The organism is Phenylobacterium sp. 58.2.17 (assembly GCF_026411515.1).
In the GTDB taxonomy this organism is placed as follows: Bacteria; Pseudomonadota; Alphaproteobacteria; order Caulobacterales; family Caulobacteraceae; genus Phenylobacterium.
In genome coordinates, this window is record NZ_JAPMTQ010000006.1 from 63,786 (window position 1) to 77,207 (window position 13,422).

The following is a 13,422-nucleotide window of genomic DNA, read 5'->3' on the forward strand; positions in this document are numbered from 1 at the left end:
TTTCCGCCCAACCGGCGCCACTTCGGCGGACAAGGCGCCAAAGTCAAAGTGCTGGAGCGGACTCGGTCGTTCTAGCCGGCCTTGGCGAAATAGATCTCGGCTGGGCCAGGGAATCGGCGCGCGCGCACGTCGTCGGCATAGCCGGCGACCGCCCGGCCGATCTCGCCGCGCAGATCGCCGTAGCGGCGCACGAACTTCGGCGTCCAGTCGAACAGGCCGAGCATGTCGTCGGTGACCAGGATCTGGCCGTCGCAGCCGGCCGAGGCGCCGATGCCGATGGTCGGGACCGAGATCGCCTCGGTGATCTCGCGCGCCAGGCCCTCGGCCACGCCCTCGACCACGACCGCGAAGGCGCCGGCCTCGGCGGTGGCCTTGGCTTCCTGCAGGATGCGGGCGCGCTCGTCGCCGGCCTTGCCCTTGGCTTTGAAGCCGCCGTCAACGTGCACCGCCTGCGGACGCAGGCCGACATGCCCCATCACCGGGATGCCGCGCTTGACCAGATAATCGATGGTCTCGACCACGGTCGGACCGCTCTCGACCTTGATCGCCTGGGCGCCGGTCTCCTTCATCACCCGCGCCGCATTGGCGTAGGCGACCTCCGGCGAGCCCTCGTAGGAGCCGAACGGCATGTCGACCACCACCATCGCCCGGCGCGAGGTCCGCATGACCGCCTGGCCGTGCAGGATCATCATTTCCAGGGTGACGCCGACGGTGTTGGGCAGGCCATGGACGACCATCCCGACCGAATCGCCGACCAGCAGCAGATCGCAGTGCTCGTCGAGGATCTCGGCCATCGGGGCGGTGTAGGCCGTGAGGCACACGACCGGCACCCCGCCCTTGCGGGCGGCGATGTCTGGGGCGGCGATCCGCCGAACGGTTTCCTGACGCTGAGCCGACATGGCTAGAACTCCTCGAACACTCGGGTCACCACGAAGCCGATGGCGAGCACCGCCATTCCGCTGGCGATCCATACCACGGAAGAGCCGGCCGGCAGCGCGGCAAGCAGATCCGAGCGCGGGGCCAATTGCTGCACCCCCGCCTGCAACAGGCGGGTGGAGCCTTCCGACGCGCTTTCGACCTGATGCACGAAGTTCGACATGATCAACTGGCTGGCGCCGATGACGCCGCCGGCCAAGCCTGCGGCCCCGATCGTCCAGCGGCGGATGTTCCAGCCGCGGTTCAGCTTGCGCTCCACCGAAACGGCGAAAGCCTTCTCGTCCGAGAAGGCCGGCGGTTCGGCGAAGAGACGTTCCAGACGCCGCTCGAATTCGAGCTCAGCCATTGCCACGCCTCCCTTCCAATGGAGCGCCGTCGGCCGGCGCCAGTCGCGCTCTGAGCTTCTCCAGACCACGTTTGACATGGGACTTGACCGTTCCAAGCGGCAGATTCAAGGCGTCGGCGGCCTCTGCGTGGGACAGCCCCGCGCCATAGCACATCGACACGCAGATCCGCTCCGCCGCGCTGAGCCCCCGCAGGGCGTCGTCCAGGTCCATTCGCCCCGCGGCGTCAGGGGGCGCGGCGACCTCTCCGCCCTCGTCGCCGGCCGCGGTCAGCGCCGCGATCCGCCGCTCGCGCTGCAGGCGGCGCAGATAGGCCCGCGCCGCGATCTTGCGGACCCAGGCGACGAACGTTCCCTGGCCGCGGAACTCGCCGATCCGCTCGAAGGCGGTCAGGAACGCATCCTGCGCCACATCGTCGGCCTCGGCCGGCGGCGCGCCCATCCGGCGCAGCAGGCCACGCACCGCCGACCCGTGCCGGCGGACCAGCTCGCCAAAGGCCGCGCGGTCGCCCGCGGCGGCCAGCGCGGCCAGCTCCACGTCGTGGGCGCTTGCGTGCCTGGTGTTTTGAGAGCCCGACATCGTCGTGGGCTTCCTCCCCCTTACCGGCTACTTGCCGCGGGAGATGAACGACAGCGCGATCAGCGCCAGGCCGATAAAGCCCGGGAACGCCGCTACGCCCAGCATCGGATAGAGCGCGTCCGGCTCCTCGAACGACACCGCCGCCCCCAGCGCTGCAAATCCAACCGCCACGCCCAGCCAGATGATCCCCGCCCGCAGGTCGCGATAGGGCGAGGGCGCCGCCTTGACGTCGCTGGTCAGCGCCTGGACGACCTCGGGCGGCAGCTCGGCCCCCTTCTCGATCGAGGCGCGCAGCGTCTCCTGAAGCTTCTGACGCTCCAGGCTCTTCAGGTATCGCGGCACGATGACGATCGCGGCGACCATGGCGAAGAACCCCAGCGGGACCAGGATGTCTTCCATTGTGTTCTTCCTTCTCTCAGTGCGGGTGGCTCATCGGCCCCGTTCTGATGGGAAGAGGCGCCAGCCTAAGCGTACGGATGCAGGCGGGCGCATGAAATGTTCTTCATGTTGGCTGAAGAACGCCCCCAGACTTCAGCCTAGCTGAACTTCGCCGCGTAGGCGTCGGGTTTGAAGCCCACCAACAGCTCGCCGCCCACGTCCAGCACTGGGCGCTTGATCATCGAAGGCTGGTCCAGCATCAGCGCGACGGCCTTGTCCTGGTTCAGGTCCGTCTTGTCGGCGTCGGCTAGCTTGCGGAACGTCGTGCCCGAGCGATTCAGCAGCACCTCCCACCCGACCTGGGCGGCCCAGCGCTCAAGGCTGGCGCGGTCGATCCCGACCGCCTTGTAGTCGTGGAAGGCGTAGGTCACGCCGTGATCGTCGAGCCAGGTGCGCGCCTTCTTCATCGTGTCGCACGCCTTGATGCCGTAGATCGTGATGCTCATCGGTCGAATCCGCCGTTGGGTTGAACCCTGACTTAGCGCCACTCGGTCGACGCGCAAAAGAAAAGGCCCAGCGGATCCGCCGGGCCTCTTGCCTCGATCATCGAGCCCTTAGCGGGCGGCGACGATGATTATCTCGACCTTGTAGTCCGGGGTCGCCAGCTTGGCCGCGCCGGTGGCGCGGGCCGGGGCGTCCTTGCCGTCGACCCACTTGTCCCAGACTGCGTTCATCTCGGCGAAATCGGCCATGTCGGCCAGCCAGATGGTAGCGGTCAGGATCTTGGACTTGTCGCTGCCGGTCGCCGCCAGCAGCCGCTCGATCTGGGCCAGCACCGCCTGGGTCTGAACGGTGACGCTTTCGCCCGGCGCGCCGACCTGGCCGGCCAGGTAGACCGTGTCGCCGTGGACGACGGCCTGGCTCATGCGGGGGCCGGACTCGATGCGTTCGATCGCCATGGGGCTTCAGTTCCTTCTCAGTTTGAATATCGCGAGATCGCCAGATCCCGGGTGTCGATGGCGCACGGCGCGCCGCTGATTACGTCGGCGATCACCTGCCCTGATCCGCAGGCCATCGTCCAGCCGAGCGTGCCGTGGCCGGTGTTGAGGTAAAGGTTGCCGATCGGCGTGCCGCCGACCACCGGCGTGCCGTCCGGGGTCATCGGCCGCAGACCCGACCAGAAGCTTGCTGCGGCCGCGTCGCCCGCGCCGGGGAACAGGCTCTGCATCGAATGCTCCAGCGTGCGCCGCGGGCGCGGGTGCAGGTCGTTGTTGAAACCCGAAATCTCGGCCATGCCGCCAACCCGGATGCGGTCGCCCAGCCGGGTGATCGCCACCTTGTAGCTCTCGTCCAACAGGGTCGAGACCGGCGCACGCTCAGGCTCAAGGATCGGGGCGGTGATCGAGTAGCCCTTCACCGGATAGACCGGCAGCCGCATCCCGAACGGCGCGACCAGGGCCGGTGAATAGCTGCCCATCGCCACCAGGAAGGCGTCCGCCGCGACCTCGCCGCGGCTGGTCCGCACGGCGACGATCCGGTCGCCCTCCTTGCGCAGGCCGGCGATAGAGGTGTCGAACTGAAACTCGACCCCCAACCCCTTGGCCAGCTCGGCCAGCGCGTTGGTGAACTTGAAGCAGTCTCCGGTCTCGTCGTTCGGCAGGCGCAGGCCGCCGACGATCGGCTCCAGTGCGTTGGCCAGCCCCGGCTCGGCCCTCGCGCAGCCGGCGGCGTCGAGAACCTCATAGGGCACCCCGTAGGACTTCAGCACCTCGACGTCCTTGCCGATTCCGTCCATCTGCGCCTGAGTGCGGAACAGCTGCAGCGTGCCGCGGCTGCGCTCGTCATAGGCGATGCCGGTGTCGGCCCGCAGCGCGATCAACAGGTCGCGGCTGTACTCGGCCAGCCGGACCATGCGGCTCTTGTTCAGCGCGTAGCGCGCCTCGGTGCAGTTGCGCAGGATCGACAGCAGCCAGCCGATGGTCGCCGCGTCCAGCTTGGGCCGGAGGATCAGCGGCGCATGCTCCATCAGCAGCCACTTCACCGCCTTGGCCGGAATGCCAGGCCCCGCCCAGGGCGAGGCGTAGCCCGGCGAGATCTCGCCGGCGTTCGCGAAGCTGGTCTCCAGCGCCGGCCCCGGCTGACGTTCGAGGACGGTGACCTCGTGACCGGCCTTGGCCAGGTAGTAGGCGGACGTGACGCCGATCACCCCGCCGCCCAGGACTGCCACCTTCATGCGTCGATCTCCACGCGCGCCTCTTGGGTCAGGTAGGTGCGCGCAAAGCGCCGGCCCAGCCCAGTCAGGATTTCATAGGCGATGGTCTCCGCCGCCGACGCGACCGCCTCCAGAGACTGGCGCGGTCCGATCAGCTCGACGAAGTCGCCTTCGTTCAGCATGCCTTCGGTCAAGGCGCTGACATCCAGGGTCATGCTGTCCATCGATACCCGTCCGACGATCGGCAGGCGCACATCGCCCAGATAGGCCGCCGCCCGGCCGCCGAGCCGTCGCGGCCAGCCGTCCGCATAGCCGACGCTGACCGTCGCCAGTCGCCTGCGCGCCAAGGCCACGTAGGTCAGGCCATAGCCGACGCCCGCGCCGGCCTCGATCGTCCGCAGTTGGATCACCCGCGCCTCCAGCCGCACGACCGGCCGCACGCGGCTCGCCGCGCCCTCAATCGGCGCCGCGCCATAGAGCGCCAGCCCCGGCCGCACGAGGTCCTGGCGAAACTCCGGTGCGATGAACACGCCCGCCGAATTGGCCAGCGAACGCGGAATTTGCGGTCCGATTAGGTCGGCCAGCGCCTCGAAGCGCGCCAGCTGCTCCTGGTTCGCCGCCGCGCCGGGCGTGTCGCCGCACGCCAGGTGGCTCATCATCAGCACGACCTCGACATCGTCGGTCAGGCCCGGCGCCATCTGGTCGATGTCGCTCGCCGCCAGTCCTAGCCGCGACATGCCGCTGTCGACCTGAATCACGGCCGGCAGGCGCACGCCGCGCCGCCGCGCCTCGGCCCGCCAGCGACTGACTTGGCTCAGCGAGTTCAGCACCGGCACGACGCCGGCGGCGGCGCAGGTCGCCTCAGCGCCCGGCGGCAAGCCATTGAGCACGTAGACGCGTGCGTCGGTTGGCAGTTTCGGGGCCAGTTCCAAGGCCTCAGTGATCACGGCCACGAAGAAGTCGCGGCATCCGGCCTGCGCCAACGCGCCGGCGACCTGTTCGGCGCCCAGGCCGTAGGCGTCGGCCTTCACGACCGCGGCGGCCCGCGCCGGTGCGGCGCGGTCGGCGATCATCCGGTAGTTGGCGCGCAACGCCGCGAGGTCGATGGTCAGGCGCCCGCCCGCCAGGGCGTCTGCCGGATCTTCGAAATTGGCCATCCTCGCCTCCCATGCGTCGGCGCAGCGAAGGCTACTCGAAGATAATTCGAACGTTGCGCCTCATTGTCGTATATTCGGCGACAACTCGGGCCCAATGCGCACGCTTCCCGCACACGAACGCAACATATGACCATCTCGCTCGATGACACCGACCGCAGCCTGATCCGGCTCCTGCGCCTGGATGGCCGCCGGCCCAACAGCGAACTGGCGGCTGAGGTAGGCCTCTCGGCCTCCGCCTGCCTGCGCCGCGTCCGCGTGCTCGAGGAACGCGGCGTCATCCGGGGCTATACGGCGATTGTCGCCGCTCCCGACACCGACGACCGGGTCATCGCCATCGTGCGACTGACGCTGGAGAAACAGACCGAGGAGTACCTGCGCCGCTTCGAGGCCGCCGTGCGCGAGCACCCCGAAATCGAGGAGTGCTACCTGATGACCGGCGACGTCGACTATATCCTGCGGGTCTCGGGCGCCAGCACGGCCGACTACGAAGCCATCCACACCGACATCCTCTCGCGGCTTCCTGGCGTGGCCCGCATCCACTCCAGCCTGGCTATGCGCAACGTCCTCCAACAGCGCCCCGGCCGCCGCAAGCTGCCGGGCTGAACCCAGGCCTTCGCCCGGCATCCGTCGGCGCTGGCAGGTTTCGTCCCCTCGATCTCCAGGTTCGTAGAACGCCGCTTCAGCTTTTCCGACCGCTGCGCGATGCGGCGGACCAAGGAAACCTGGAGAAGCGCCTTGCGTATCTTGCCGGCACTCGCAATTGCATCGTCGCTGTCGTCGACGGCCATCCCGCTAGCGGCCGAAGCCGCCGGGTGCTCAAGCGGCTGGGCCGGGACGATCCAGTACACGCGCTCCCAGGCCAATAGTGACGCCAAGACCGAGCAACGCGTCACGGGCAAGGGCACGGAGACCACGAACTGGTCGATGACCTACGACTATGTCGCCCAGGTCTCGGTCCGTCCGGCGCCTGGGTCTGATGACAGCCTCGGCAGGGCGAACATCAGCGCGACGTCGGTATCCACCGAGACCAAGTCCGCCGAGGACCGATACATCTGCCCCCACGAGCGCACGCCGCGCGCCATGTCCGGCAGCTTCGTCAGCAAGACCCAGACGCGCGGCTCCGGCGCGGGGCTGGAGGCGGATGTATATGTCGGCGTGGATGCCGACGGGACCTACCGCGTCAGCGTCGGCCTGCCGGACATCCAGGGGACCGTCTCAGGCTCGAACTCATCGAGCTATAGCGGCCAGTGCACTCCCAAGCAGGGCGTGAACCAATCCATCGCGGACATGCCCACGACGATCAACGGCTACTCCTTCACCAGCAGCGGCGAGGATCGCGTGCTCGCCTCCGCCCCCGACAGGCTGGCCGGCAGCCACTCCGTGTCAGCATATGGGACGACCGAAACCCTGAAATGGAACCTGCGCCGCTGCGCGGGCGACTTGCGTCTCGTCGACGTCAAGTTCGAGGATATGCGCTTCCCCACCTGGGAGGCCTGGCAGGAAATCGTCGAGCAGCGGGGCACGACCGACGGCAACATCGTCCGGATCACGGCGCTCGTCGCCAATGACGGCCCCGAGGAGAAGTCGGCGACGATCAAGTTCCGCGAGACCTACAAAGGCGACAAGTGGGACGGCGCCAAGCCCGACGGACTGATCGAGGAACTCACGGTCAACGTCCCGGCCGGCGAACAGCGCGAGGTGGCGTTCAAGTGGGATTCCTCAGGCTACGCCTGGTACGACGACGGCCGCCCTCGCCTGATCCAGCGCATCAGAACGGAACTCGAAGACGCCGGGAAAAAGGTCGACGACAAGACCTATAACCTGAAGGTCGCTCCGAAGCCGGTCATCCTGGCCCACGGCCTGTGGTCGAACTGGAGGGCGTGGGAGGCGTGGCAGAATATCCTGACCACCAGCCATTCCTATGATTGGAAGGCTTTCCCGGTGGGGGAGAAACCGGAGCACGGCCGGATGAGCACCGGTGAGCACCTCGGCAATACCGAACCAACCAACACCATCGCCCAGAACGCCGTCGAGCTCGGCCAGTACGTCAAGTACGCGCAGCAGAGCCGGAACGCCTGGCACGTCGACCTCGTCGCCCACTCGATGGGCGGCCTGATCAGCCGGCGCTATATCCACGCGACCATGCCGACCTATCCGGACGGCAAGCCGCAGGTGGCCCATCTGGTCATGCTCGGCACCCCCAACATGGGCAGCCGCTGCGCGGACATCATCAGCGCGCCGCTGGAGACCGCCGGCCGATCGATGGACGCGCTGCGCGAACTGCGGCCGAACGTGGTCGCGCAGTTCAACTCGGTTCACACCGAGCGCAAGGGCGTCGAGTTCTCGATCCTGGCGGGCAATCCGCTGCCCGCCGTCTGCTACATGTTCAATGAGAACGACGGGGTCGTCACCGTCCCCTCCGCGACCTGGGCGATCACCGACACCGAGCAGCAGAGCGTGCTGCATGTCAACATGGCGACCGCCGAGGTCTTCTCGTCGTTCGTCAAGCCGCGGGTCGCCGTCGGACCGGCCAAGCAGAAGCCCATCGAGCTCTCGGCGCTGGCCGCCGGCGCCTTCAGCCTCGACGCTGCGGCGCAGACCGACGCCTTCACGCCCGATTTCTCGAAGATCGTGAAGCTCGCGCCCGGCCAGACCTTGAAGGTCGACATCCCGGTCAAGCAGGCCCGCGACTTCGGCATGACCTTCATCGCCGGCGGCGCGATCTCGGCGACGGTCAACGACGACAAGGGCGCGGTCGTCGGCGAGAACCTCAAGGGCACACCCGCGGCCGGCCAGCTCTTTCGATCCATCTACACCGAGCGCCCGGTCGAGCAGGGAACCTGGACGCTGAGCCTGCGGAACGACGACCAGGCCGAGCGGGAGGTCATCCTCTCCACCTGGTCGAGGCGCGACTGACGGCGCCTTTGTGGAGGGCGGCGGGCTAAACCTGCCGCTAGCCCCCTATTCCCACTCGATTGTTCAAATAACACCTATGCATTTGAAACATTGAAGCAAAATCCGCCCATAAAGTTTTGATACCGTCAGCTTACGCGGCAAGATCCCACGCTATTGTTTTTGCAAGGAATTTTAGATGATCACAATCGAGTCAACACGCAGCAGCTGTCGAGAACATTTAACGCGTCACCAAGTGGCTGCCGGCACCCATTCGGACTTACACTGCATACCTTCAACTCTCGTCTGAAAATTTGTCGAGAGAAGCGACCATACTCGGTCCAATCGGCGTCGTCAGCAGCCACCCGCATCCGCTACCCAGCCATCAGCTGGCGATCTGCGGCGGCGTTTCCTGGTGGCCGACATGCTTCGCCTTCCGTCCAGCAAAGACAGCGGGCCAGTCGATGCAAAACGCGGCTCAGCGACAAGCGCCGCGGAAAAGCCAGAACGCCTAGCAAAGGCCGGACGTGGCGCAGGCAATTCATTGCCCGACTGGCCCATGGCGACGATGGATTCGGTGTGCCGCTGAACCCCGGCAATGTTCACTGCCGCGGCATCGATAAACAGCGGTTTGATGCGGCAGGAGCTCCTGCCCGCCTTAGTGGCCGGTCACGCGGCGCTGGCGAGGCACGCGGCGGCAGGTGTGTTCTCGCGGGCCTGGTCGGTACCCTTCAAGCGGGCAATGCCGGCGGCAATGGCTTCTCGCACCTGATGGCCACACCGCTCTGCACCGAAAGTTTAGTCCTCCAACCGCGGTTCGGGACAGCATTGGCGACCACGCCGCGACTGCGCTCTTGGCGGCCATGGTGCAGCGTCGTTCGTGCGCTCTGATCCTCTGGCCTGCCCACAACCGTTTAATGCGCCATGAAATTGCCGCCTTCCGGTCCGCAACGTCAGGCAAAAGTTGTTTACGGAGTTTGGGATGATCGGCGACGTCTCATTGAAGTTGGGCCGAAGGACGTTTTCCGCGCGGCTGGAATACCGCAGCCTCATTGGGCATGGACTTCGCGGCGTTAGACGCAGGCTAGAGGCCAAGCTGGGCTCTCCATCGCCCCTGAGTGCGACTGACAACGCTCCGACTTTTACGGTCGCGGATACAATTGAGGACATTACGATTGAGGTCGACGTCCCTGGGCATGCCCTCAAAAATCTATTCTTGGATGTTACCCCTACACGTTTGCGATTGCGGGCTGCCGGCCGACAGGGACGGTCCGCGGTTATCGGGCGGCACCTTGACTGGTCCTTCGAGCTTCCAGAGCCGGTCGACATGGACAAAGTGTTAGCAACGCTCGAGGACGGGATTCTGACTGTTATACTGGTCAAGGCCAGTTGGGTGCGAGGGGATGCAAAGCGCGTCCCCGTGCGCGAGACGTCAGTCTCGCCGAAGCAGGCGGACCACGAAAGCGGCCAAACCCACCCCTGAAACTACAAGGATCGCTATTCTTCCGGGGGCAGCAACTTGGCCGTCGTTCGCGGTTGTGACGATAGCGGCTGCGACAACGAGGGCCGCGACAACCACCGCTATAGAAAAACTTTCGCCGGCCCGCTTCACGGCGCGAGGCAATCCCTCCAAGTCTGAACTTGAGACGCGTATGACAAGGCCGTCCCGGCTGAGGCGGCCGATTCCGCGCCTCATCGCTTCTGGCCCGGTCGCGAGTATCTGATCGACTTCCTTAAATACGCGGAAGGCGCGGGTGGCTAGGACTTTGGGCGCAAACCTTGACGCGAAGGCCCTGACCACCACCGGCGAAATCGCATCGACAACATCCAGCTCCGGGTCGAGCGTCCTCGCCAGCCCCTCCGCGATGCCTAGAGCACGCAACAAGATCAGCAGGTCAGGCGGTAAGGTCAGCGCGTTGTCTCGGGCGATGGAGACGAATTCGCCAATGGCCTCCGCAAGCTGGATCGGCCGCCCGGAGTCGACCCCGTACCGCAGAAGGAAGCGCTCCACGCCTTGTTCAAGGCCGCTCGGCGGCGGTCCTGAGCGACCAGACCACTCCATCAGCACATCGACCACTGCGGCGACATCCGCATCTACCAGAGAGCCGAGGACCACCAGCACCTGATCTCGCCGCTTGGCCGACAGGCGCCCGACCGAGCCGAAATCCAATAGCGCAAGACGACCGTCTGGCGTCACCAGGACATTTCCGGGATGCGGGTCAGCGTGGAACACACCGTCTAACAGAATCATGCTCAGCAGGCCGCGCGCCGCTTCTGGCGCCAAAGCGCGCGCCAACGCGGGCTCCCCGGTGCGAAACGCCGCGTTGGGGCTGCGCCCGCGGACGCGGGTACTGACCATGGTCCTTTGGGTGGTAAACCGCTCATAGACTAGAGGCACATGGAAGACCGTCGCCCGGGAGCGCACCTCAGACTGATTACGTGCCTCGATTCGAAAATCGATCTCCTCAAGAAGGGCCTCACTTAGCTCGGAGACGACACGTATGGGCTGGTGGCGACGAAAAGCCGGTGCGCGCGCCTCGACGACACGCGCTGCGGCCGCAAGCAGCCGAAGGTCCGCGCGCATGACAGCCTCAACACCGGGTCTGCGAACTTTCACGACGACTTCTTCACCAGTCGTCAGCCGCGCGGAGTAGACCTGGGCTATTGAGGCAGCGGCGATTGGAGTCAGTGAAAATTCAGCGAAGACATCTTCCGGCGTTCCGCCTAGATCGATTGTCAGCTGTTCCCGCACTTGTTCGAATGGTGCAGGAGCAACGCTATCGTGCAGTCGGCTGAGCCTCTTGGTCAACTCGGGCGGAAGCAGATCTGAGCGGGTCGCCATGATCTGCCCAAGCTTCACGAATGTTGGCCCCAGCGACTCAAGCGCCGTAACAAGGCCTTCGTACGTCGCCTCGCTCGTGTCGTCGGCAGCCCTGCCGCGTAACAACCCTAACTTTGTCAGACCGGGCCGCGCTGCAGTGGGAGCCAACGTACGCACCACCGTCGCAAGGCGGCGAAAGTCGTTCTGCGAGAGGGTCAGGGGGGGCATCGAACCTGCTTGCCCGCACCAGTCGCGCGACGCAAGGAATTCGAATTTATGAACCAGATTGCTCTGGAAGGCGTTAAGCAAGAACGCGAAGAGGAGTGGATGAAAATGATCAGCTTTGTGGTCGGAGGCGTAGGTGCGGTGATGGTTCTCGGTGGAGCTGTTGGCCTTCATTTAGCCGTTAGACGGCTTAGCAAATAGCAATGGGTCAACAGGCAGAATAACAGGGCTAACTTATGTTAATCCTCATGCCTATATGACTACATTTTGAGAGATTGAAAAATTATTCGAGTCTGCGAGGCGCACTCGGCGATCGCGGCTGATATGCGTGGTTTCGAGGCCGACGCCGTTAGGCGCTGCGCCAGGACAGATCACCGGCGAGAATAGGGCTGGAGCCGTGGCTTCGCGCAAAGCTCAACAACATTAGTCATAAGGCCAGTTCGATAACGCAATTCTTTCCGCACGCTGGGCCGCCCCTACCTCGGCCTGAGCGACGGCCGCATCGTGCTCTACAAGCATCGACGAGCGCTGCATCTGGCCCCTAGCCTCACCCGCAAGAACAGCCTTCGCCGACTCCGACTGAGGCGGCGCTTGAACGAGTAGGGATCACTACCGGCATGGACGAATAACCCCGAATCAGGACTGACGGGACGCGCTGCGGCTCCTCAAGCACCCTAATCTCTGGGAAACGAGGCAGGATCTCTTCCCAGAGAATACGCAACTGGAGCTCCGCCAGGCGATTGCCGACGCAACGGTGGATGCCGAACCCGAATGACAGGTGGTTGCGCGGCCGTTCCCGGTCGATGATGTAGGCTTCGGGGTTCTCGATCGCCTCCTCGTCCCGGTTGCCCGAGGCGTACCAGATCAGCACCTTGTCGCCCTTCCTGATGAGCCTGCCGCCAAGCGCGAAATCCCGGGTGGCGGTGCGGCGCATGTTGGAGAGCGGCGTCTGCCAGCGAATGGTCTCGGAGACCATGGAGGGGATCAGGCTGGGATTCTCTCGCAGCTTCTGCAACTGATGGGGGTTCTGGTGCATCGCCAGAATCGAGCCGGTCATCGTATTGCGGGTGGTGTCGTTGCCGCCGATGATCAACAGGAGCAGGTTTCCGAGGTATTCCATGCGGTCCATGTTTCGCGTGGCCTCACCGTGGGCCAGCATGGAGATCAGATCACCCTTGGGCGGGGCGTTGACACGCTCGTTCCAGAGCCGCGTGAAGTAATCCACGCAACCGAATAGCTCCATTCTTCGCTCGGCCTCATAGTCATCCGTGACGAAGAGGCCCGATTCAGGCCCCGCGGTGGCGATGTCCGACCAGCGGGTTAGCTTGCGCCGTTCTTCCCAGGGGAAGTCGAACAGGGTGGCCAGCATCTGGGTGGTGAGTTCGATGGAGACCCGATCGACCCAGTCGAAGCTCTCGCCGATCGGCAATTCGTCCAGAGTCTTGCTGATGCGGCTGCGGATCAACGGCTCCATCAGGTGGAGGTTGGCCGGCGACACGATCGGGCTGACGGTCTTGCGCTGGACGTCATGCTTGGGCGGATCCATCGCGATGAACATCGGAAGCGTGAAGTCTTCCTTTGGGTCGAAAATGGTGATCGATGGCTCGGACGAGAACACCTCGTGGTTGATATCGACCGCCATGATGTCCGCGTAGCGCGTGATCGACCAGAAGGCGCCATCCGGGTGATGGTTCGCTGGGTGAAGATGCACCGGATCCTCCTTGCGCAATCGCTCCAAGTACGGCCACACCGTATCGTTGCGCCATAACTCGGTGTCGGCGAGATTGATGTCCTCAAGAGGCATCGCGTAGGCCTTCGCGCGGGCCTCAGCCTTCAGGTCGATAGATCCGTCGCTCATCGAAACCTCCTTGCCTTGTC

13 protein-coding genes are annotated in these 13,422 nt (G+C 65.2%); 3 read left to right on the forward strand and 10 right to left on the reverse strand.

The annotated features are described in order from the left end of the window. Window positions 1–71 precede the first annotated feature (71 nt). The 8 genes from panB to alr form a co-directional block, all read right to left on the reverse strand. Window positions 72–899 carry a 3-methyl-2-oxobutanoate hydroxymethyltransferase gene (panB, locus tag OUA97_RS06815; protein WP_267231070.1) on the reverse strand — a complete coding sequence of 276 codons (828 nt, stop codon included), beginning with the start codon at window positions 897–899 and terminating at the stop codon, window positions 72–74. A gap of 2 nt (window positions 900–901) precedes the next feature. Continuing rightward, a complete protein-coding gene (locus tag OUA97_RS06820; RefSeq protein WP_267231071.1) occupies window positions 902–1,282 on the reverse strand; it encodes a hypothetical protein in 381 nt (126 codons plus the stop codon). Then, window positions 1,275–1,859 carry an RNA polymerase sigma factor gene (locus tag OUA97_RS06825; RefSeq protein WP_267231072.1) on the reverse strand — a complete coding sequence of 195 codons (585 nt, stop codon included), beginning with the start codon at window positions 1,857–1,859 and terminating at the stop codon, window positions 1,275–1,277. The genes OUA97_RS06820 and OUA97_RS06825 overlap by 8 nt, the downstream gene beginning before the upstream one ends. A gap of 27 nt (window positions 1,860–1,886) precedes the next feature. Next, on the reverse strand, window positions 1,887–2,258 hold the full coding sequence (locus OUA97_RS06830) for a DUF6249 domain-containing protein (RefSeq protein WP_267231073.1): 372 nt from the start codon (window positions 2,256–2,258) through the stop codon (window positions 1,887–1,889). Between the two features lie 137 nt (window positions 2,259–2,395). Continuing rightward, a complete protein-coding gene (locus OUA97_RS06835; RefSeq protein ID WP_267231074.1) occupies window positions 2,396–2,743 on the reverse strand; it encodes an ArsC family reductase in 348 nt (115 codons plus the stop codon). 108 nt (window positions 2,744–2,851) lie between these two features. After that, window positions 2,852–3,196 carry a RidA family protein gene (locus OUA97_RS06840; protein WP_267231075.1) on the reverse strand — a complete coding sequence of 115 codons (345 nt, stop codon included), beginning with the start codon at window positions 3,194–3,196 and terminating at the stop codon, window positions 2,852–2,854. A gap of 17 nt (window positions 3,197–3,213) precedes the next feature. Beyond that, on the reverse strand, window positions 3,214–4,470 hold the full coding sequence (locus OUA97_RS06845) for a D-amino acid dehydrogenase (RefSeq protein ID WP_267231076.1): 1,257 nt from the start codon (window positions 4,468–4,470) through the stop codon (window positions 3,214–3,216). After that, a complete protein-coding gene (gene alr / locus OUA97_RS06850) occupies window positions 4,467–5,606 on the reverse strand; it encodes an alanine racemase (RefSeq protein ID WP_267231077.1) in 1,140 nt (379 codons plus the stop codon). The genes OUA97_RS06845 and alr overlap by 4 nt, the downstream gene beginning before the upstream one ends. A gap of 126 nt (window positions 5,607–5,732) precedes the next feature. On the opposite strand from alr, the gene OUA97_RS06855 reads away from it, so the two are divergent. From OUA97_RS06855 to OUA97_RS23410, 3 genes are all read left to right on the forward strand, one after another. After that, the gene (locus OUA97_RS06855) at window positions 5,733–6,209 is read left to right on the forward strand and encodes an Lrp/AsnC family transcriptional regulator (protein ID WP_267231078.1); all 477 of its coding nucleotides are present in this window, start codon (window positions 5,733–5,735) and stop codon (window positions 6,207–6,209) included. A 132-nt stretch (window positions 6,210–6,341) separates the two neighbouring features. Next, window positions 6,342–8,522: an esterase/lipase family protein gene (locus OUA97_RS06860; protein WP_267231079.1), complete on the forward strand. Its 2,181-nt coding sequence runs from the start codon at window positions 6,342–6,344 to the stop codon at window positions 8,520–8,522. A 958-nt stretch (window positions 8,523–9,480) separates the two neighbouring features. Then, window positions 9,481–9,981, forward strand: coding sequence for an Hsp20/alpha crystallin family protein (locus OUA97_RS23410; RefSeq protein ID WP_370653632.1), 501 nt, complete (start codon window positions 9,481–9,483; stop codon window positions 9,979–9,981). On the opposite strand, the gene OUA97_RS06865 is transcribed toward OUA97_RS23410, so the two are convergent. After that, a complete protein-coding gene (locus OUA97_RS06865) occupies window positions 9,931–11,718 on the reverse strand; it encodes an ABC1 kinase family protein (RefSeq protein WP_267231080.1) in 1,788 nt (595 codons plus the stop codon). The genes OUA97_RS23410 and OUA97_RS06865 overlap by 51 nt on opposite strands. 373 nt (window positions 11,719–12,091) lie before the next feature. Next, complete coding sequence (locus OUA97_RS06870) at window positions 12,092–13,402, reverse strand: cytochrome P450 (RefSeq protein WP_267231081.1); 1,311 nt, start codon at window positions 13,400–13,402, stop codon at window positions 12,092–12,094. Between the last annotated feature and the right edge of the window lie 20 nt (window positions 13,403–13,422).

What these genes read in the sequence shown, in the direction of transcription:
- panB (WP_267231070.1), bottom strand. Translation starts at nt 899, where the DNA reads ATGTCGGCTCAGCGTCAGGAAACCGTTCGGCGGATCGCCGCCCCAGAC.
- OUA97_RS06820 (WP_267231071.1), bottom strand. Translation starts at nt 1,282, where the DNA reads ATGGCTGAGCTCGAATTCGAGCGGCGTCTGGAACGTCTCTTCGCCGAA.
- OUA97_RS06825 (WP_267231072.1), bottom strand. Translation starts at nt 1,859, where the DNA reads ATGTCGGGCTCTCAAAACACCAGGCACGCAAGCGCCCACGACGTGGAG.
- OUA97_RS06830 (WP_267231073.1), bottom strand. Translation starts at nt 2,258, where the DNA reads ATGGAAGACATCCTGGTCCCGCTGGGGTTCTTCGCCATGGTCGCCGCG.
- OUA97_RS06835 (WP_267231074.1), bottom strand. Translation starts at nt 2,743, where the DNA reads ATGAGCATCACGATCTACGGCATCAAGGCGTGCGACACGATGAAGAAG.
- OUA97_RS06840 (WP_267231075.1), bottom strand. Translation starts at nt 3,196, where the DNA reads ATGGCGATCGAACGCATCGAGTCCGGCCCCCGCATGAGCCAGGCCGTC.
- OUA97_RS06845 (WP_267231076.1), bottom strand. Translation starts at nt 4,470, where the DNA reads ATGAAGGTGGCAGTCCTGGGCGGCGGGGTGATCGGCGTCACGTCCGCC.
- alr (WP_267231077.1), bottom strand. Translation starts at nt 5,606, where the DNA reads ATGGCCAATTTCGAAGATCCGGCAGACGCCCTGGCGGGCGGGCGCCTG.
- OUA97_RS06855 (WP_267231078.1), top strand. Translation starts at nt 5,733, where the DNA reads ATGACCATCTCGCTCGATGACACCGACCGCAGCCTGATCCGGCTCCTG.
- OUA97_RS23410 (WP_370653632.1), top strand. Translation starts at nt 9,481, where the DNA reads ATGATCGGCGACGTCTCATTGAAGTTGGGCCGAAGGACGTTTTCCGCG.
- OUA97_RS06865 (WP_267231080.1), bottom strand. Translation starts at nt 11,718, where the DNA reads ATGAAGGCCAACAGCTCCACCGAGAACCATCACCGCACCTACGCCTCC.
- OUA97_RS06870 (WP_267231081.1), bottom strand. Translation starts at nt 13,402, where the DNA reads ATGAGCGACGGATCTATCGACCTGAAGGCTGAGGCCCGCGCGAAGGCC.